This window comes from Pseudomonas sp. S34, from assembly GCF_009866745.1.
GTDB classification, from domain to species: domain Bacteria; phylum Pseudomonadota; class Gammaproteobacteria; order Pseudomonadales; family Pseudomonadaceae; genus Aquipseudomonas; species Aquipseudomonas jessenii.
Map to the genome: position 1 here is coordinate 2,904,610 of NZ_CP019398.1, position 18,855 is coordinate 2,923,464.

Genomic DNA, 18,855 nt, shown 5'->3' on the forward strand with positions numbered 1-18,855 from the left:
GCAAGCCCGCTCCCACACTGGTTTTGAGTACGACGCCAATCCAATGTGGGAGCGAGCCTGCTCGCGAAGGGGCCGGTGCTATCGACGCCGACATCTGGCAATGAATGGCCGTGATTCAGAGATGCACTTCCACCGCCAGCGGCAAATGGTCAGACAGGTGCGTCCACGGCTTGTTTCCCAGTATTTGCGGCTCATGGCTGCTGGCGTTGCGCAGGTAGACGCGGTCCAGGCGCAGCAAGGGAAACCGCGCGGGGTAGGTTTTGGCAGGACGACCCAGGTGGCGTTCGAAGGCTTCGTGCAAGTAATCGCGGCGGACAAGGGTGGCATTGCCCTGCATCTGCCAGTCGTTGAAGTCGCCGGCAATGATCACCGGCGCATCATCCGGCAGGGACTCGAGGAGCTGACAGAGCAACTGCAACTGCAGCTGACGATGGCTTTCCAGCAGGCTGAGGTGAACGCAGATCGCATGCACTTCGCGATGACCCGGCACGTCCAGCACGCAGTGCAACAAACCACGGCGTTCCGGGCCGGTAATGGAAACATCCAGGTTTCGATACTCGCGGATCGGATATTTCGACAGCAGGGCATTGCCATGGTGACCGTCGGGATAGACGGCATTGCGCCCATAGGCGAAGTCGCTCCACATGCTGTCGGCGAGGAATTCATATTGCGAGGTTTGTGGCCAATCGTTGTAACGGGAGGAGTGGCGGTCGTGCTCACCGACGACTTCTTGCAGGAACACCAGGTCTGCCGACGTACTGCGCACCGCTTCACGCAATTCAGGAAGGATGAAGCGCCGGTTGAGTGCGGTAAAACCCTTATGGGTGTTGACCGTCAGCACGCGAAGCCGATGAATCGCCGGGGGCGTGTTCAATGGCATTGATTCGGTTACCTGCGGTTTTGAATGACTGGCCACATGCACTCCTCTGACTCAGGGCTGCTTATGTATGCGACTGATGCGATAGCAGGCAGTTCAGTCCAATGGGCTGCGTTTTCAAACCAGCACAATTTCATAAGGCAAACGGATACGCTCCAGCAGCGGCCGGGGCAGCAACGGCGCGAGGCCGATGGCCGGTTCGCCGTCCAGTTGGCTGGCGTAGGCATGGGTGGCGTGACTCTTGCGGGCGACGGTCCAGGTATCGAGGCGCACCTTGCGGGCACGGTGCCAGGGAATCAGCTCCCGGTCCCGTGCCGGCCAGTGCCAGGCCCAGAACGGTACGTCGTTGTAGGTGGCCCCGATATTGGCCGCCGCCCTGGCGCTCGCGCGGCCAACCGTGTCGTGGTCGACATTGCCGTCCTGGCGCCAGGTGCTGAACACCACATCACCTGGGCGCAGGTAGCGCGTGATGAATCGGGCGATCTGATCTTCCTGCTCCGCCAGCGCGTTATCGGTAAACCCGCCACGAATCCACTTCAGGCTGTGCATTGGCAACCCGAGTCGACGTATGGCTTCCACGCTTTCCTGGGGACGAAATACGCTGAGGCGTTTTTCCGACCACTGCTGTGACCCCGGATGGCTGGCGCTGCCGTCGGTGATCGAGATCAATTGCAGCGGGTGGCCCAGGTTACTGAGCAATTGCAGCAGGCCGCCGCAGGTCACGACTTCATCGCCGGGGTGCGGGGCAATGAGCACCGCGCGTGCGCCGGTGGGTACCAGGGATTGGGTGTTGATGACCGGAATGCTGTCCAGTTGCGGGGCGCTGTTCCAGATCTGTGAGGGCAGGCTGACTTCGCTCAGGGAAACGGGTTTCATGGTGGATACGTCCTTGTTCTGCGTCGCCTTCAGTCGTGCACGGGACAAGCCCGGCAGACCCGTGAGGGCTGGTGGATAGCGGCGCGACAAGCCAAACCCTGGATTGCCGCGAATCGAGTATTGCTCATGTAACGCTATTCGTCGCGTCGTGAAGTTATCCGCAATGATATTTCCGCCCTGCGGTGTTACGGCCATGAATACCTGGCGTCTCTTTTACTCTTCTTCCTCATGCTGCAATTCGAACAGCAGCAACGAACGGCCGGTGACCGAGTACTCGTGGCCAAACTCAAAGCGCTCCTGGCCGCGGATCGACGGTTGGTTGGTGTCGATCATGCATGTCCAGAAACCGCCGTCAGGCACTTCAGGCAGCCGGAAATTGACGATGTCGTGATGTGCGTTGACCACCAGCATTAATGTCGCGTCGACGCCTTTGCGGCGAATGCCGGTTTCCTGGGCGCGGCCATCGAGCAGCATGCCCAGGCATCGATTGTGCGCATCGTGCCAATGCTCGGTGGTCATTTCCGTACCGTCCGGTGCCAGCCAGGTCACGTCCTTGACGCCGATGTCCTCGTTGTAATTGCCCACCAGGAAACGCCCGCGCCGCAGGACCGGGTAGGTCAGGCGCAATTTGATCAGGCGTTTGACGAACTTGAGCAGGGCCTTGCCGTCGTCGCTGAGGTCCCAGTTGACCCAGCCGGTCTCGCTGTCCTGGCAGTACGCATTGTTGTTGCCGTCCTGGGTGCGGGCGAACTCGTCGCCGGCCACCAGCATCGGCGTGCCTTGGGCCAGCAGCAGGGTGGCGAAGAAATTGCGCATCTGCCGATGGCGCAGCGCGTTGATCTCGGGATCGTCGGTGGGGCCTTCGACGCCGTGGTTCCAGGACAGGTTGTTGTTGCTGCCGTCTTGATTGTTTTCGTCGTTGGCTTCGTTGTGCTTGTCGTTGTAGGACACCAGGTCGTTGAGGGTGAAACCGTCGTGGGCGGTGACGAAATTGACCGATGAGTAAGGCCGCCGGCCACGTTGGTTGAACATTTCGCCCGAAGCGGTCAGGCGGTTGGCAAAGTCCGCCAGTTGCCCGTCGTCGCCTTTCCAGAAGGCGCGCACGGTGTCGCGGAACTTGTCGTTCCACTCGACCCAGCCCGGCGGAAAATTGCCGACCTGATAACCGCCGGGGCCGCAGTCCCATGACTCGGCGATCAGTTTGACCTGGCGCAGTACCGGGTCCTGGCGGCAGGCCACCAGGAAACTGTGGCGCTCGTCGAAACCGTCGTGATAGCGCCCAAGGATGGTTGCGAGGTCAAAGCGAAAGCCGTCCACGTGCATTTCCGTGGCCCAGTAGCGCAGGGAGTCGGTGACCATTTGCAGCACGCACGGGTGGCTCAGATCCAGGGTATTGCCGGTGCCGGAATCGTTGATATAGAAGCGTTTGTCCTCGGGCATCAGGCGGTAGTAGGACGCATTGTCGATGCCGCGCATGGACAGGGTCGGGCCTTGTTCGTTGCCCTCGGCGGTGTGGTTGTAGACCACGTCGAGGATCACCTCCAGATTGGCTTCGTGCAGGTGCGCGACCATTTCCTTGAATTCGGCAATCTTGCCACTGGCCAGGTACCGCGGGTCGGGGGCGAAGAACGCAATGCTGTTGTAGCCCCAGTAATTGGTCATGCCCTTGTGCAGCAAATGCTGGTCGTTGACGAACGCATGGATCGGCAGCAGCTCCACGGTCGACACACCGAGTTTGCGGATGTGCTCGACCACTTCATCGACCATCAACCCGGCAAAGGTGCCGCGCAGATTTTCGGGGACGGCAGGGTGGCGCATGCTGAAGCCGCGCACATGGGTTTCATAGATGATCGTCCTGTCCCACGGCACGCTGACACGATGATCGTGGCCCCAGGTGTGCGCCGGGTCGATGACCTTGCATTTGGGCACGAAGGGCGCACTGTCCCGCTCATCGAAGCTGAGGTCGGCGTCGGGGTGGCCGATGGTGTAGCCGAACAGCGCTTCGGACCATTTCAACTTGCCCACCAGTTGTTTGGCGTATGGGTCGATCAGCAGTTTGTTGGGGTTGAAGCGATGGCCGTTGGCCGGGTCGTACGGACCGTAGACGCGATAGCCATAAACCAACCCCGGATGGGCGTCGGGCAGGTAGCCGTGGTAAATCTCGTCGGTGTATTCGGGCAGTTCGATGCGTTCGAGTTCCACTTCGCCGGCGTCGTCGAACAGGCACAGTTCAACCTTGGTGGCGTGGGCGGAAAACAGGGCGAAGTTGACTCCCAGTCCATCCCAGGTGGCACCCAGCGGAAAGGGCAGGCCTTCGCGGATTCGTGTGGTTTCGGCACGAGGGGCTGGCGCGGCGGCTTTCTTCGGACTGGTCATAGGTACTCCTGTAAACGGGGGTTACCTGTAGGAGCGAGCTTGCTCCGGGCGGCGCTCCGACGAAAACGGTGTGTCAGGCAACATCAATGCTGGAAGTGATGGCCTCTTCGCGGGCAAGCCCGCTCCCACAGGTATTGTGAGTTGCCACAGATTGCAGCCACACCTTCAAACACTGTGGGAGCGGCGGTGCGGCGGTCCGACTTGCCCGCGAAGGGGCCTCAAGACATATTCAAACCGCTGGCGGTTTTCGCGCAGCCCGGGGTTTTTTCGCGACGGCCTTTTCCCCCGGTGGGATTACCTTCGAAGCCGCCGCCGGTTTGGCCTTGGTTTTTGGCGCGGCGACCTTGGCTTCGCCAGCCTTGCCATTGGCCGTTTTGCTGACCGGGGTTTTCGGGGCAGCCTTGGCCGGTTTTTTCGGGGCCAGGGCTTCGGCGTCCGCCAGTTTGCACGCCATCTCCCAGTGGCGGGCTTCCTGGCCTTCGGGTTTTCCTTCGGATTCCCAGATCTGATAGGCAAATTCGCGGATGCGTTTTTCGTCGGTACTCATCGCAATGCTCCTGAACTGAACTCAAGTGTGGGTAGTTTGAATAATGAGATTGACCGGGAAATCCCCCAGCGCGGCGCTGATCAACAGCTCCCTGTGTTTTGTGACTGTGATGCCGGAAAAAAGTCCCTGCAGATGTTCGTCAGGGACGGCGAAGGGCAGTCTGACCCGGGTTTCGCCCCACCGCGGCGCGTGGACCTGTGGTTCGGCACCGTTTTCCAGCAGATCGGCACAATGTATCGGCACAATCACAATGGCGCGTTTCCCCTCCCGTTCACGGATAAATCCCAGCACTCGATGGGCCTCGCTGCCCACCACTTCCAGGGCCTGGTAGGTGCCACGCCGAAATAGCTCGGCATGCTCGGCGCGCAGGCTCAGGGTGCGCGCAATCAAGGTTTGCTTGATGCGCCCGTCACGCCAGTTCTGCAACAAGTCCGGCAGATCCACCGCTTGCTGCAACGCCTGCTGGCGGCTGGCGTAATCCACGGGACGACGGTTGTCCGGGTCGACCAGGCTGAAGTCCCAGAAATCGTTGCCCTGATACAAATCCGGCACGCCGGGCACGGTCATGCGCAGCAAGGTTTGCGCCAAACCATTGAGTGCGCCGGGGGCGGCAATCGAACGGGCAGCCTTGGCCAGGGCCGTACGCAACAGCTCACCTTCGGGGCTGAGCAACAGGCGCTGGATGAAGTCCTCTGTCGCTTGCTCGTAAGGGTCATTGGGCGCGCTCCAGCTGCTTTGCAGTTTGGCTTCACGCAGGGCCTTGCGTTGCCACTGCCAGATACGTTTTGCGTAGTCCTCGAGGGACGGCGGATGATCGATCCCCAACTCCAGCGGCCAACTGCCGAGAATCGTCTGGTACAGAATCATTTCATCGCCCGACGATGGCATTTGATCGTCGTTGCGCAAGGGCCGGGCGAGGGCGCGCCACAGGCCGATCTGGTCGGCGTACCAGGCGCTGCGCTCGCTCAGTACCGCCAGCCGCGCCCGTGAATCTTCGCCGCGCTTGTGGTCGTGGGTGGCGCTGGCCAGCAGATTGTCCGGGAAGGTGTCGAGGCGCTCGATGCAGGCCTGATGAAAGTCGGCGGCCGGTGCGCTGAACTGTTCGGTGTTGAAGCCAACGTCATTGCGCGAGAGCAGAACGGCCGATCGATAGAGCGCGGTGTCTTCCACCGATTTCGCCGCCGCCGGCGAGGTCAGTTGCTGGAAACGTACGCAGGCGTGCTTCAGACGCTTGCGTTCACGCCCGGCCGGGCGCGAACGCCAGGGTTCACCGCCGAGCCAGCCGGCCAGGCAGTCGAGCACCGGCCAGTCCGCTTCGCCCAGGATTTCGCGGGCACCGTCCATGGCCTGGCGGAAAAACGCCTCGTCCCGGGCCGAACGGCCAAGGGGGCCTATGTAGGTGCGGTACACCGGGAAATGCACGATCAGCGCCTGCAAGGCCCGGCGAATGGCGCCCAGGGTCAGGTCGCGGGTCATGAGGTTGTCCCGGGCCACTTGCAGCAGGGCCTGGGCGACGCTTTCAAAATCCCCGGCCAGGGAACCACCGAGGATTTGCTGACGGGCCAGTTGTGCTTCCTGGCAGAAGTCGGCGGGCCGCTCGCTGTGACGGTGCCAGAGTTCGGCCAGTGTCTGCGCGCCCCGTGGATCCTGTTGCAACAGTGACAACTGGTTCATGAATTCGTAGCCGGTGGTGCCGTCCACCGACCAGTCGCGATGCAGGGTTTCCCCTTCGCCGAGGATCTTTTCCACATAGATGGGCAGGTGGCGGCCCGCTGACAGGCTGTCGACCCGGCGGCGCAATTTTCGGCAGTAGCCCCGCGGGTCGGCGAGGCCGTCGATGTGGTCGATGCGCAGCCCGTCGATCAGCCCTTGTGCCACCAGCTGGAAAATCTTCGCGTGGGTGGCTTCGAACACGGCGGGACGCTCGACGCGCAGTCCGCCCAACTCATTGATATCGAAGAAGCGCCGCCAGTTGATGTCATCGGCGGCGGTGCGCCAGCTGGCAAGGCGATAGCTCTGGCGTTCCAGCAGGTTGTGCAGGCGCTGGAAGCCTTCGCCGGTCAGTGAGACGTAGTTGTTCAGGTGCTGCTCAATGGCTTGGGCAATGGCCGGATCGCTGACCAGATCGCGAAGTTCTGCTTTCAATGGCAGGGCCAGGCTGTGGGCGTCGGTCTGGTAGCTCAGGGTGCTGAAGCGATCGGCCAGGTTTTTAAGTTGTTCGGCCTGTTGCGTATCGAGCGGTGCATCGGTCCTGAGCAGCTCCCCGTAATCGCTGGGGCAAATGGGAAAGCGGTGTTCGTAGTGCTCGACATGGAAGGTGCCGTGCCAGGCATCGAATCGCAGGGGCAGGGTGCCGTCCTGCAACGCGACGCCGTAGTCGCTGCCCAGAAACGGCAGGAGCAACTGGCCTTCCATCAACGGGTCGGATGAGTGCCACTGGATATCGAAAAACTCTCCGTAAGGACTCAGGCGTCCCCACTCCAGCAAATCCAGCCACCAGGGATTATCGTTGCCGCCGACCGCCATGTGGTTGGAGACAACGTCGAGGATCAACCCCATGTTGTGCCCATGCAGGGCTCTGACCAGGCAGTTCAGCGCCGCCTCACCGCCCAGTTCCGGATTGACCCTGGTCGGATCCACCACGTCGTAGCCATGCATCGACCCGGCGCGGGCGCGCAACAGCGGGGAGGCGTAGACATGGCTGATGCCGAGGCGGGCGAAATACGGCACCAGTGGCACCGCATCTTCAAGCGTAAAGCCTTTGTGAAATTGCAGGCGCAAGGTGGCGCGCAGTGGTCGGGTCGGCACCTGGGTCATCGATCACGCTCGGCCGCCTGGAGCCGCGCGCAGGCGAGCAGTTCCAGGCGTCGTGCGGCATCCGCTCCATCGAGCAGGGCTTCGCTGTAACCGGGCAAACGCCGCGACCAGTTGGGGTGGGTGTCGGTGGTGCCGGGCAGGTTGGCCTGCTGTTCGACGCCAAGGGCATCTTCCAGGGGCAGCAGCACCAAAGGTGCCCGGGTATGACCGAGGAAGCGCACGCTGGCATCGAGCACCTGGTCGGTTTCGTGGGACTCTTCGCGAAAGTTCTGCGGGTCCTGGCTCAACGCTCGGCGCAGGCCTTCGCGCTCGCGTTCGCGGTGCTGGCGCCATTCGATTTCACCGCTGGCATCGACCATGCCGAGCCGGGCATTCCAGTCGATATCGCGACCATGCCACCAGCCGTTGAGGGTCGGCAGGTCATGGGTGCTGGTGGTGGCCAGGGCGTTGTCCGGCCAGTCGAGGATCGGCTTGAAGTGCGTGTTGTCCTGTTCGAACAGCAATACCCGCATGCCCAGCATCGAACGGGCGATGAGTTTTTCCCGCAGGCCGTCCGGCACGGTGCCGAGGTCTTCGCCGAGGACGATGGCCTGGTGACGATGGGATTCCAGGGTCAGCAAACGCAGCAGATCGTCCACCGGGTAGTACAGGTAAGCGCCGTCGGCCGGCGGCGATCCGTTGGGGATGACCCACAAACGCTGCAAGCCCATGACGTGATCGATGCGCAAGCCGCCGCAGTGGGCGAAGTTGGCCCGCAACATTTCGATGAAGGCACGGAAACCATTGCGCACCAGGCCTTCAGGGGAGAACGCGGAAATCCCCCAGCCCTGGCCGGTGCGGTTGAGAATATCCGGTGGCGCGCCGACGGTGAGGGACGCGAGCAGTTCGTCCTGACGGCTCCAGGCCTGGCTGCCGCCGCCATCGGCGCCAACGGCCAGGTCGGCGATCAGGCCGATACTCATGCCGCTGGCGCGGGCGGCGGTTTGCGCGCGCTCCAGGCAGCGCGTGATCAGCCACTGGCAGAAGGCGAAGAAGCCGATGCGCCCGGCATTCTCTTCGGCGAATGCCGCCAGTTCGGCGCTGCGCGGGTTGCGCCAGGGTTCGGGCCACTGCCGCCAGTCGAGGTGTTCACCCCGGGCGGCGCGCGCCTCCTGGATGGCCTCGAAGCGGCAGTGGTTTTCCAGCGCTTCGCCAGCGGCGTGACGAAAGCTGCTGAAGTCTTCGTGCAAGGGGTGTTCACCCTGGACGAAACCTTCGTACAGCGACTGCAACAGCCGATGCTTGGCTTCGGCGGCGGCCGGCCAGTCAATCAGGGGACGCTCTTCCAGCGCCTTGAGTTCAATGGCCAGCCCGGTTGCATCGATGGCGGTACGCAGCGCGCGTTCGCCGAGAATGGTGCCGGGGGCGCAGTAAAGGCTGTTGAGAAACAAACGGCTGGACGGCGAATACGGGCTGTAGCGTTGGGTGTCACTGGAAAACATCGCATGCAGCGGGCTGATCGCCAGCGCCTCGGCACCACGCTCGCCGGCTACCCGGGCGAGGTCCTCCAGCGCCTGGGTGTCACCAAACCCGCCGTCGCCGGGGCGGCGCAGGCCATACAACTGCACGCTCAGGCCCCAGGCTCGGGGGATCGGGTTGTCCACGGCATCGGCCACGCTGTAGCAACGGGCCGGGGCCACGGCGAGAGTGAAGTTTTGTCCGTCCATACTGATCTGTTGATAGCCGACCGGTACCAGCCCCGGCAGCACCGCGTTGGCGTCCAGTTTCAGGTTGAGCCGCGAACCGTCCTCCAGGTGGATTTCGCAAGGGGTCCCGGGCTCGAAAAAACGCGCCAGGTCCAGGCCCATCCCCGCATCGGCGGTGATCAATGGCGGCAAGTGATGGGTCTGTTGCGCCTCTTGCAGTTCCAGCAGGCTGGCGTCGATTTCCTGGGCACTGCCGGCCGGGTGGCCCAGGCCGGCCAGCACGTTGCGCAACACGGATGGCGCGACTTTTTGCGGGCGGCCGTTGGCGTCGATCCAGTCGACGGCGAGGCCGGCACGGCTGGCCAGGATTTCCAGTTGCGCATCACTCATGGACGCTCTCCAAACGAGGTAGCAAAGGGGACTGCGGCGGCAAGGCTGACGAGCGCGCAATACGGGGCAAGAGTGTTTGTAGCCGGCAGGTCGGGGTTCTGTGGCGGGTATTCGAACAAGCGCATGGCATCGGTCTGTGAGGTATGGACTACAGGCCTGGCGCTGAGGTTCAGGTCAATGCGCAGCTGGCTGCCATCGCCCAAGCGCCAGGATGCACTGACCGCGCCTTCGCCCAGCACATCGGTTCCCAGTGCCTGGGCGCCCGGCAGGCGCGGGATGATGTGCCGGTGACGGATCTGCAACAGGCGGCAATACAGGTCGTGCATCTCGCAATGGCCGGTCGATGGCAGGACCGGGCGGGACGCTGCAAACGTCTGCGGATCATTCGGGTCCGGAATGTGTTCGCGCAGGATCGGGTCGGCAAAGGCGCTGAGCGCCGCGAACTCGCTGCGCCGGCCGTCGCGAACCTGCTTGGCCAATTCACCATGATGGCTGGTGAAAAACAGGAAGGGCTGCTCGACCGCAAATTCGTCGCCCATGAACAGCAACGGAATCATCGGCGATAACAGCAGCAGCACCGTGGCGGCCCGCAGCGCTTGCGGGTGGGCGAGTTGATGCAGGCGCTCGCCGAAGGCCCGGTTGCCGATCTGGTCATGGTTCTGCAAAAACAGGATGAATGCACTGGGCGGCAGATGCCCGCTGGGTTCACCCCGCGCCACACCATGGCGGTTGAGATGGCCCTGGAACACGAAGCCCTGGCTCAGGCAGCGCGCCAGTTGCTCGGTGGGGTTTTGCGCGTAATCGGCGTAATAGGCGTCGGTTTCCCCGGTCAGCAACACATGCAGGGCGTTGTGGCCGTCATCGTTCCACTGCGCGTCGTAACCCTGTTCGAGCAGGCTGGCCTGGTTGTGTTCGTTCTCCACCATCAGCCACACATGCCGCGCCGGCCCCGTCTGCTGGCGCACCCGTCGTGCCAGTTCCCGGAGGAAATCCGGGTCTTCGATGGCATGCACCGCGTCCAGGCGCAAACCGTCGAAACGGTATTCCAGCAGCCACATCAAGGCGTTTTCGATGAAGAAGTCCCGTACTTCGCGGCGGCGCAAGTCGATGGCCGCGCCCCACGGCGTGTGTTTGTCTTCGCGAAAAAAGCCCTTGGCATAACGATGCAGGTAATTGCCATCCGGGCCGAAGTGGTTGTAGACCACGTCGAGAATCACCGCCAGGCCGTGGCCGTGGGCGGTGTCGATCAAGTGCTTGAGCTGCTCGGGGGAGCCGTATGACGCCTGGGGCGCGTAGGGCAGGACGCCGTCATAACCCCAATTGCGCTCACCGGGAAACTGCGCGACGGGCATCAGTTCGATCGCGGTGACACCCAGTTCGACCAGCCGCGCCAGATGCTGCTCGACGGCACTGAAGCCGCCGAGCGCACCGACATGCAGTTCGTAGATCACCGCTTCGTTCCATGGCCGTCCCTGCCAGGCACTGTGTTGCCAGGCATAGACCAGCGGATCGACCACCACACTGTGCCGGTCGATATCGCCGGCCTGAGCGCGGGAGGCCGGGTCGGGCACTTCCAGTTCGCCGTCGATGCTGTAGCGGTAACGCGTGCCCGCCGCGCATCGGATGTTGCTCACGAACCAGCCGTCGGCCTGGGGCAGCAACGGCAAGGACTGTCCATTTTCCAGTTCGACACTGACGTAGAACGCATCTGGCGCCCACAACGCGAATCGCGTGTGCTCTGCGTCCAGCATGATTGCGCCGTGGGGCCAGGTCTCAAGGGTCCGTAACGGCATCTTGAAAGCCTCTTACTGTTTGTGCGATTTCCCCAATGCCTTAGCCACAAGCTGTTCGTAGAGCTCGGCGTAGGGTTCGACCGCCTTGCACCAGTTGAACGGCGCCGCCATGGCCCGGCAGCGCATGGCGTGCAGCAGGTCGGGAAAGGCGAACACCTTGAACGCGCGGCTCAGGGCTTCCTGGTAGCTCTGCACCGTGGACTCATCGAACAGGAAACCGGTCACGCCGTTTTCGATGGTGTCGGCCAGGCCACCGGTGTTGCGCGCCACCGGCAACGAACCGAAGCGCTGGGCGTACATCTGGCTCAGGCCGCATGGCTCGTAACGCGAAGGCATCAGCAGGAAGTCGCTGCCGGCGAACATGCGCCGGGCGTCGGTTTCGTTGAAGCCGATGCGTACGCCGATCTGCCCGGGGAAGCGCAGGGCCAGTTCGCGCATCGACTGTTCCTCTTCCGGCTCGCCACGGCCGATGATCGCGATCTGGCCGCCGGATTTGACGATGTATTCGGAGACCGCTTCGGTCAGGTCCAGGCCTTTCTGGTAGACCAGGCGCGAAACCACGGCGAACAGCGGCCCTTGGGAGTCTTGCAGGCCGAACAGCTCGCGGACATGGGCGGCGTTCACGGCCTTGCCATCCCAGTCGCCGATGCTGAACGGGCAGAACAGGTGCGGATCGGTCGCCGCATCCCAGCTTTCATCGATGCCGTTGGGAATGCCGCTGAGCAGGCCTTGCTGGGTCTTGGCGGCGAGGAAACCGTCCAGGCCGCAGCCGAAATCCGGGGTGGTGATTTCCTGGGCGTAGGTCGCGCTGACGGTGGTGATGTGGCTCGAATAGGCCATGCCGGCCTTGAGGAACGACATCTTGCCGTAGAACTCCATGCCTTCCTGTTGCAGCGCGTGATGGGGAATGCCCAGTTCGGGGCACGAGCCCAGGCTGGTCACGCCTTGATAGGCCAGGTTGTGAATGGTGAACAGCGTCGGCGTGCGCTGCCCACGCCAGTGCATGTAGGCCGGGGCCAGGCCGGCCGGCCAGTCGTGGGCGTGCACCAGGTCCGGGCACCAATGGATCTGCGCGAGGTTGGCGGCAATATCGGCCGCCGCCAGGCCCAGACGGGCGAAACGGATATGGTTGTCCGGCCAGTCGCGGCCGTTGTTGGCGCCGTAGGGCGAACCTTCGCGCTCGTAGAGTTCGGGGCAAATCAGTACGTAAATGACCAGACCGTCGGGCATGTCCATGCGCCCGATCTTGCACGGTGGCAGCGCAGCATGACCGCCAAGCTCGCCAATGATATGGATCGGATTTTCGCTGTTCAGCACCTGCGGGTAACCCGGGATCAGTACCCGCACATCGTGCAGATGGGCCATGGCCCGTGGCAGCGCTGCAGAAACGTCGCCCAGGCCACCGGTCTTCACCAGGTCGGCAATTTCCGAGGTGACGAACAACACTTTTTTACGGTTCGGATTCTGGTTGGCTGCCGGAGTCAGCGTCCTGGTGCCAGGAACGCCGACGGGTTGGGTGTTTGCGGCAGTTACGGCGCTCGATTCGCCGACCTGATGAGCACGCTCTCCCTGTATTTCCAAAGCCGTACTGATCATATGAATCTCCCGTGTTGTTGATCTAATTCTTAGGTCTGGCAAACGGTGTTTCATGGCCAATTGCTGTGGCCGGGCGCAATCGCGCTACGCATCAGTGAGCAAGCGCTGCCCAATGCGTCGAAGCAAAAGGGGTGAATGAGCCATTGCAAGGATTGCACCAGTCGCAACGCACCTTCTTGTCAGAGGACCGATCGGGATTGGAAAAAGTTTCGACTATTTTTCCACTTTGTGACCGACCGGTTTCGCCTCAAGAAAATGAGTCTAGGCCAGAACTTAGAGCGGTAAAGGCCAGATGGCAAAATTGTTCGACAATCGGTTTGTAGCGGTACGAACGTGCCTGATAGAGGTGCAAACGCCCCGACGAAGTGCAGGTTTTTTTGCGTTTTGGCCTCAAAAAGTCACTGGGCAGTCACACAAGTGTGCGACGTGATTTATCAGGAGTGCACTGTTCTGGTGCGCTGGTTTGAGTCCCGCATTTGGCCGAACCGCTGCCTTACTGCCCACCTTGATGCCTTGTTATAGTTCGGGCCTCATTTTTGCCCGCAAAAGGATCATTGGCATGTCTCAATACAGCGCGTTCAACGTCGAGCTGGTCGATAAAATCGCCCACGTACAGATCAACCGCCCGGAGAAGATCAACTCGATGAACGCGGCGTTCTGGAGCGAGATCGTCGAGATCTTCCAGTGGATCGACGACACCGATGAAGTGCGCGTGGTGGTCCTCAGCGGGGCAGGCAAGCATTTCTCCTCGGGGATCGACCTGATGATGCTGGCCGGCGTGGCCAATGAGCTGGGCAAGGACGTCGGACGCAATGCGCGCCTGTTGCGGCGCAAGATCCTCACCCTGCAAGCGTCGTTCAATGCAGTCGATAACTGCCGCAAACCGGTGCTTGCGGCCATTCAGGGTTACTGCCTGGGGGGCGCCATCGACCTGATTGCCGCGTGCGACATGCGTTATGCCGCCGAGGACGCACAGTTTTCGATCAAGGAAATCGACATCGGCATGGCCGCCGACGTTGGCACGCTGCAACGCTTGCCGCGGATCATCGGTGACGGCATGCTGCGCGAACTGGCTTACACTGGTCGCACCTTCGGCGCCGACGAAGCGCGAGGCATGGGCTTGGTCAATCGCGTCTACAGCGACAACGCCAGCCTGCTCGACGGCGTCATGGGCATTGCCTACGCAATCGCCAGCAAGTCGCCGATCGCCGTCACCGGCACCAAGGAAATGATCAGCTACATGCGCGACCATCGCATCGATGACGGCCTCGAATACATCGCCACCTGGAACGCCGCCATGCTGCAATCCACCGATCTGCGCGTGGCCATGGCCGCCCATATGAGCAAACAGAAACCCGAATTTCTGGATTGATTAACCATGATTCCTCGCTGGACCACCGCAGTACTGGACACCGATCAACCCGGCGGCTGGGCCATCGCGCGCAGCCCCGAAGGCTTTCTGTTCGATGACAACGGCGCACTGTTCGCTCGCGAATGGCTCAAGCGCCAGGACCTGTCGATTCTTGCCGAGCATGGCATCGGTCATCTCGATGGCGAGCCGGTCTATCTGCTGGAGTTGCGCAGTCACAGCGAAGTGTCGGGTTGCAACTGGAAAGGCCTGCGGGCGTTCATGCTCGAGGGCGATCACACGCTCTACAAGGTGCTCGGTTACGCCGCACAGATCGGCACCTGGGCCCGTGAACACCGCTATTGCGGTAACTGCGGTCAGGCCATGACCCAGGTGCCACGCGAACGGGCGATGTATTGTCAGCCGTGCGATCTGCGCAGCTACCCACGGATTTCGCCGAGCATGATCGTACTGGTGACCCGAGGCGATGAAGTGCTGTTGGCGCGCTCACCGCGTTTTGTCAGCGGTGTCTACAGCACCCTGGCCGGGTTTGCCGAGCCGGGCGAATCGGCCGAGGACTGCCTGATTCGCGAAGTTCGCGAAGAGGTGAGCATCGAGGTCAGGAACATCCAGTACATGGGCAGCCAGTGCTGGCCGTTCCCGCACTCGATGATGCTCGGCTTTCACGCCGAATATGCCGGTGGCGAGATCGTCTGTCAGGAAGACGAGATCGAGGACGCCCAGTGGTTCAACGTGCACGAGCTGCCGCCGTTGCCGGCGTCACGCTCGATTGCCCGTTACCTGATCGACGTCTACGTGGCGCGACGCTTAGGTCACGCTGAACCAGTGCTGCCAGGCTAGGCGCACGGTCAGGCCCAGCACCACGGTGATGAACACCGGACGAATGAATTTCGCGCCGCCGCTGATGGCGGTGCGGGCGCCGAAGAAGGCGCCGACCATCAACGACAAGCCCATGCACAGGCCGATGATCCAGTCCACCTGACCGGAAAAGATGAAGATCGACAGCGCCGCCGCGTTGCTGACGAAGTTCATGCTGCGTGCCACACCGCTGGCTTTCACCAGATCGATGGGGTAGAGCAGCAGGCTGCTCACGGTCCAGAACGCGCCCGTGCCGGGACCCGCCACACCGTCATAGAAGCCGAGGCTGAAGCCTTGGGTCGACTGCCACTTTTTCTTGATCGGTGCCTCGCTGTCCAGTGGCGCTTTTGGCGTGCCGCCAAACAATAGATAGACACCGCAAGCGAAGACGATCACCGGCAGCATCTTGTTCAGCCATTCCGCCGGCAGGTAATGCGCGACCACGGCACCGGTCAGCGCACCGACCAGGGTGCCGACGATGGCATGAATCCATTGCGCGGGGTGGAACAGCTTGCGGCGGTAGAAGGTGAAGCTGGCGATGGCCGAGCCGAAGGTCGAGCTGAGTTTGTTGGTGCCCAGCACCAGATGCGGCGGCAGGCCGGCGGTCAACAAGGCCGGGGTGGTCAACAGCCCACCGCCACCGGCGATGGCGTCGATGAAACCGGCAACAAAAGCGACTAAGGCCAGGATGGCCAGGGTGGAGAGGTCAACGCTGAGTTCGAAAGGCATGGGATCGGCTTATTCGGCGAGTGCAGAAAGAGGCTGCGGGGAAGGGCAGCATCTTAACCACCTGCACACCACAAAACCATTGTGGGAGCGGGCTTGCTCGCGAAGAGGCCGTCAGATCCAGCATAAATGTTGGCTGACACACCACTTTCGCGAGCAAGTCGGATCGCCGCACCGCCGCTCCCACATTTTGCTCAGTGTTTACAGGCTCAGATCCGATAGCCCCGGATGATCGTCAGGGCGACGGCCCAGCGGCCAGTGGAACTTGCGCTCGCTTTCCTTGATCGGCATGTCGTTGATGCAGGCGAAGCGGCGGGCCATCAGGCCGTCCTCGTTGAACTCCCAGTTTTCGTTGCCGTAGGAGCGGAACCAGTTGCCCGAGTCGTCATGCCATTCATAGGCATAACGCACGGCAATTCGGTTATCGGTGAACGCCCACAGCTCCTTGATCAACCGATAATCAAGCTCCTTGGCCCACTTGCGGGTCAGGAAGCCTTTGGCTTCTTCGCGGTTATAGGCGAACTCGGCGCGATTGCGCCACTTAGTGTCCAGGGTATAGGCCAGGGACACACGCTCCGGGTCCCGGGAGTTCCAGCCGTCTTCGGCCAGGCGAACTTTTTCAATAGCCGATTCACGGGTGAAAGGGGGTAATGGCGGACGAACTTCGGCATTAGACATTTAAAGTCTCCGTATCAAGTTAAAGTTAAAACAACAGTCGAGCTTGATCAGGTTGCTACAGGTCCAATAACTTTCGCGCCATGCATTGCGCATTATCGGCGGCACTGTGATCACCCATGACAAGCGCCACGGTAATGGCACCGTCGATCAGGATCAGCAGCTGTTTGGCCAGCAACTGCGGATCCTCGGCGCCATGTTCGGTACACAGCTCGCACACGTAGTCGAGCAGCTTTTGTTTATGCTCTTTGGCGAGCAGGCGCACCGGGTCTTGCGGGTCGCCGGTTTCGCCACTGGTGTTGATGAACGCGCAGCCGCGGAAACCGTCGGAGGCGAACCACGATTTGAGTACGGTAAACAGGTTGAGCAGTCGCTCGGCCGGGGTTTGTGCCTGGCCGACTGCGCCTCTGTACCAGTGCATCCAGCGCTGGTCCCGGCGTTGCAGGGCGGCCACCACCAGTTCGTCCTTGTTGGCGAAGTAGCGGTAGATGCTTTTTCTGGAGACGCCGGCGGTTTTCACCAGAAGATCCATGCCAGTGGCGGCTATGCCACTTTTGTAGATCAACTTTTCGGTGACATCCAGAATGATGTCGCGTGTGTCGTTGCTAGTGGTTTCGTTCATGCTGCAAACAGTAGAACGATCGTTCTCCTTGGTCAATCGGTTTTTTGTGGCGTTTGACAAATGGTCTTCGCGAGCAAGCCCGCTCCCACATTTGAAATGCGTTCCCCTGTGGGAGCGAGCTTGCTCGCGAAGAGGGCATTACAGACAGTAACAAGACCCGAACCCATCGATGGTGTAAGCTCTTGGATTCTTCGGATTCGACCCATTGCGAGCCCTATGCCGTCGCTTTTCAAACGCTCCCTGCTGCCCAAGTTGCGCAGTTTTCCGCTGACGGCCGATGCCGTTGGCATCCTCTGCGGCGCTGCCGAATTCCGTCGTTGCCTGCTGGAGAAAATCGCCAGCGCGACCCGGCGCATCTACATCGTTGCGCTGTATCTGCAACAGGATGAAGCCGGCCAGGAAATTCTCGATGCCTTGCACGCCGCCAAACTGGCGCGTCCGGAACTGGACGTGGTGGTGGTCGTCGACTGGCTGCGCGCCCAGCGCGGCCTGATCGGTGCCGGCAAGCAACCGGGCAACTCCGCCTGGTATCAGGAAATGACCCGCACCCATGCCAGCGAAGTGCCGATCTACGGCGTCCCGGTACAAACCCGCGAACTGTTCGGTGTGTTGCACCTTAAAGGCTTCGTGATCGATGACTGCGTGATCTACAGCGGTGCGAGCCTGAACAACGTGTATCTGCACAAGTTCGACAAGTACCGTTACGACCGCTATCACCTGCTGCACAATCGTGAACTGGCCGATTCGATGCAGCACCTGGTGCAGCACGGCCTGGTGGCTTCCAAAGCGGTGCACCGCCTCGACCTGCCAAACCTGCCGACCACCCGCAGCCTGCGCAATGACATCGGTGACCTGCGCAGCCGCCTCAAGCACGCGGCGTACGACACCACGCAGGGCACCACCGACAGGACCGGTTTGTCCGTCAGCCCGCTGCTTGGCGTCGGCAAGAACAATCCGCTGAACCGGGTGATCTGCGAACTGATCGCCAGCGCCCAGCAGCAACTGACCATTTGCACACCGTACTTCAACCTGCCGCTGGCGATCATCCGCGAGATCAACCGCGCGCTGGCCCGCGGGGTGAAGATCGACATCGTGGTCGGCGACAAGACGGCCAACGACTTCTACATTCCGCCGAGCGAACCGTTCCGGGTCATTTCGGCGCTGCCGTACCTGTACGAAATCAGCTTGCGCCGGTTTGCCAAGCGTCATCAGCGCAACATCGACAGCGGGCAGTTGAACCTGCACCTGTGGCGCGACGGTGACAACACCTACCACCTCAAGGGCATGTGGGTCGACCGGCGCTATACCTTGCTGACCGGTAACAACCTCAACCCGCGGGCGTTTCGACTCGATCTGGAAAACGCCTTGTTGCTCGATGATCCCCATGGCGAACTGCTGGAACCGCGTGGCAAAGAGCTGGCGGAGATCTTCCAGCACACCCGGCGAATCGAGCACTTCCAGAACCTGGAAACCCTGGCCGAATACCCGGCGGGCGTGGCCAAGTTCCTCAAGCGTGTGAGTCGTGTGCGGATCGAACGGTTGCTCTACCGCATTCTGTGAATTCAGAAAAGCCATCGCGAGCAAGCTCGCTCCCACAGGAATCCGGGTGTTCACAGCATTTGTGAACAACGCAGATCCAGTGTGGGAG

Annotated in this window: 14 protein-coding genes; 3 read left to right on the forward strand and 11 right to left on the reverse strand. The window is 61.7% G+C overall.

The window, feature by feature from the left end; all coding sequences use genetic code 11:
* Window positions 1-115 precede the first annotated feature (115 nt).
* The 8 genes from PspS34_RS12955 to glgA form a co-directional block, all read right to left on the reverse strand.
* Window positions 116-880: an endonuclease/exonuclease/phosphatase family protein gene (locus PspS34_RS12955; protein ID WP_150813237.1), complete on the reverse strand. Its 765-nt coding sequence runs from the start codon at window positions 878-880 to the stop codon at window positions 116-118.
* A 114-nt stretch (window positions 881-994) separates the two neighbouring features.
* Window positions 995-1,753: a PIG-L family deacetylase gene (locus PspS34_RS12960; RefSeq protein ID WP_150813236.1), complete on the reverse strand. Its 759-nt coding sequence runs from the start codon at window positions 1,751-1,753 to the stop codon at window positions 995-997.
* Between the two features lie 213 nt (window positions 1,754-1,966).
* Complete coding sequence (gene glgX / locus PspS34_RS12965) at window positions 1,967-4,129, reverse strand: glycogen debranching protein GlgX (RefSeq protein WP_159389869.1); 2,163 nt, start codon at window positions 4,127-4,129, stop codon at window positions 1,967-1,969.
* Window positions 4,130-4,358: 229 nt separating this feature from the next.
* Entirely contained in the window at window positions 4,359-4,676 is a 318-nt protein-coding gene (locus PspS34_RS12970; protein ID WP_159389870.1) for a DUF2934 domain-containing protein, read from the reverse strand.
* A 21-nt stretch (window positions 4,677-4,697) separates the two neighbouring features.
* Complete coding sequence (locus tag PspS34_RS12975) at window positions 4,698-7,493, reverse strand: malto-oligosyltrehalose synthase (RefSeq protein ID WP_159389871.1); 2,796 nt, start codon at window positions 7,491-7,493, stop codon at window positions 4,698-4,700.
* Window positions 7,490-9,568: a 4-alpha-glucanotransferase gene (gene malQ / locus PspS34_RS12980; protein WP_159389872.1), complete on the reverse strand. Its 2,079-nt coding sequence runs from the start codon at window positions 9,566-9,568 to the stop codon at window positions 7,490-7,492. The genes PspS34_RS12975 and malQ overlap by 4 nt, the downstream gene beginning before the upstream one ends.
* Window positions 9,565-11,361: a malto-oligosyltrehalose trehalohydrolase gene (gene treZ / locus PspS34_RS12985; protein ID WP_159389873.1), complete on the reverse strand. Its 1,797-nt coding sequence runs from the start codon at window positions 11,359-11,361 to the stop codon at window positions 9,565-9,567. The genes malQ and treZ overlap by 4 nt, the downstream gene beginning before the upstream one ends.
* A 12-nt stretch (window positions 11,362-11,373) precedes the next feature.
* Window positions 11,374-12,957 carry a glycogen synthase GlgA gene (gene glgA, locus PspS34_RS12990; RefSeq protein WP_154946377.1) on the reverse strand — a complete coding sequence of 528 codons (1,584 nt, stop codon included), beginning with the start codon at window positions 12,955-12,957 and terminating at the stop codon, window positions 11,374-11,376.
* A gap of 559 nt (window positions 12,958-13,516) precedes the next feature.
* Here glgA and PspS34_RS12995 point away from each other — a divergent pair.
* Together PspS34_RS12995 and nudC are read left to right on the forward strand one after the other, a co-directional pair.
* On the forward strand, window positions 13,517-14,329 hold the full coding sequence (locus PspS34_RS12995; protein WP_057714952.1) for a crotonase/enoyl-CoA hydratase family protein: 813 nt from the start codon (window positions 13,517-13,519) through the stop codon (window positions 14,327-14,329).
* Between the two features lie 6 nt (window positions 14,330-14,335).
* The gene (nudC, locus tag PspS34_RS13000; protein WP_057714951.1) at window positions 14,336-15,166 is read left to right on the forward strand and encodes an NAD(+) diphosphatase; all 831 of its coding nucleotides are present in this window, start codon (window positions 14,336-14,338) and stop codon (window positions 15,164-15,166) included.
* Here the strand turns inward: nudC and PspS34_RS13005 are convergent.
* From PspS34_RS13005 to PspS34_RS13015, 3 genes are all read right to left on the reverse strand, one after another.
* Entirely contained in the window at window positions 15,134-15,913 is a 780-nt protein-coding gene (locus tag PspS34_RS13005) for a TSUP family transporter (RefSeq protein ID WP_159389874.1), read from the reverse strand. The two genes, nudC and PspS34_RS13005, sit on opposite strands and share 33 nt — an antisense overlap.
* Before the next feature lie 198 nt (window positions 15,914-16,111).
* A complete protein-coding gene (locus PspS34_RS13010) occupies window positions 16,112-16,588 on the reverse strand; it encodes a nuclear transport factor 2 family protein (protein ID WP_159389875.1) in 477 nt (158 codons plus the stop codon).
* A 55-nt stretch (window positions 16,589-16,643) separates the two neighbouring features.
* On the reverse strand, window positions 16,644-17,207 hold the full coding sequence (locus PspS34_RS13015; protein ID WP_159389876.1) for a TetR/AcrR family transcriptional regulator: 564 nt from the start codon (window positions 17,205-17,207) through the stop codon (window positions 16,644-16,646).
* A gap of 216 nt (window positions 17,208-17,423) precedes the next feature.
* Here PspS34_RS13015 and pssA point away from each other — a divergent pair, with 216 nt between their 5' ends.
* A complete protein-coding gene (gene pssA, locus PspS34_RS13020; protein WP_154860069.1) occupies window positions 17,424-18,767 on the forward strand; it encodes a CDP-diacylglycerol--serine O-phosphatidyltransferase in 1,344 nt (447 codons plus the stop codon).
* Window positions 18,768-18,855 lie beyond the last annotated feature (88 nt).

Bases quoted from the DNA above. Each gene is read 5' to 3' on its own strand.
- PspS34_RS12955 (WP_150813237.1), bottom strand. From the start codon at position 880: ATGCCATTGAACACGCCCCCGGCGATTCATCGGCTTCGCGTGCTGACG.
- PspS34_RS12960 (WP_150813236.1), bottom strand. From the start codon at position 1,753: ATGAAACCCGTTTCCCTGAGCGAAGTCAGCCTGCCCTCACAGATCTGG.
- glgX (WP_159389869.1), bottom strand. From the start codon at position 4,129: ATGACCAGTCCGAAGAAAGCCGCCGCGCCAGCCCCTCGTGCCGAAACC.
- PspS34_RS12970 (WP_159389870.1), bottom strand. From the start codon at position 4,676: ATGAGTACCGACGAAAAACGCATCCGCGAATTTGCCTATCAGATCTGG.
- PspS34_RS12975 (WP_159389871.1), bottom strand. From the start codon at position 7,493: ATGACCCAGGTGCCGACCCGACCACTGCGCGCCACCTTGCGCCTGCAA.
- malQ (WP_159389872.1), bottom strand. From the start codon at position 9,568: ATGAGTGATGCGCAACTGGAAATCCTGGCCAGCCGTGCCGGCCTCGCC.
- treZ (WP_159389873.1), bottom strand. From the start codon at position 11,361: ATGCCGTTACGGACCCTTGAGACCTGGCCCCACGGCGCAATCATGCTG.
- glgA (WP_154946377.1), bottom strand. From the start codon at position 12,957: ATGATCAGTACGGCTTTGGAAATACAGGGAGAGCGTGCTCATCAGGTC.
- PspS34_RS12995 (WP_057714952.1), top strand. From the start codon at position 13,517: ATGTCTCAATACAGCGCGTTCAACGTCGAGCTGGTCGATAAAATCGCC.
- nudC (WP_057714951.1), top strand. From the start codon at position 14,336: ATGATTCCTCGCTGGACCACCGCAGTACTGGACACCGATCAACCCGGC.
- PspS34_RS13005 (WP_159389874.1), bottom strand. From the start codon at position 15,913: ATGCCTTTCGAACTCAGCGTTGACCTCTCCACCCTGGCCATCCTGGCC.
- PspS34_RS13010 (WP_159389875.1), bottom strand. From the start codon at position 16,588: ATGTCTAATGCCGAAGTTCGTCCGCCATTACCCCCTTTCACCCGTGAA.
- PspS34_RS13015 (WP_159389876.1), bottom strand. From the start codon at position 17,207: ATGAACGAAACCACTAGCAACGACACACGCGACATCATTCTGGATGTC.
- pssA (WP_154860069.1), top strand. From the start codon at position 17,424: ATGCCGTCGCTTTTCAAACGCTCCCTGCTGCCCAAGTTGCGCAGTTTT.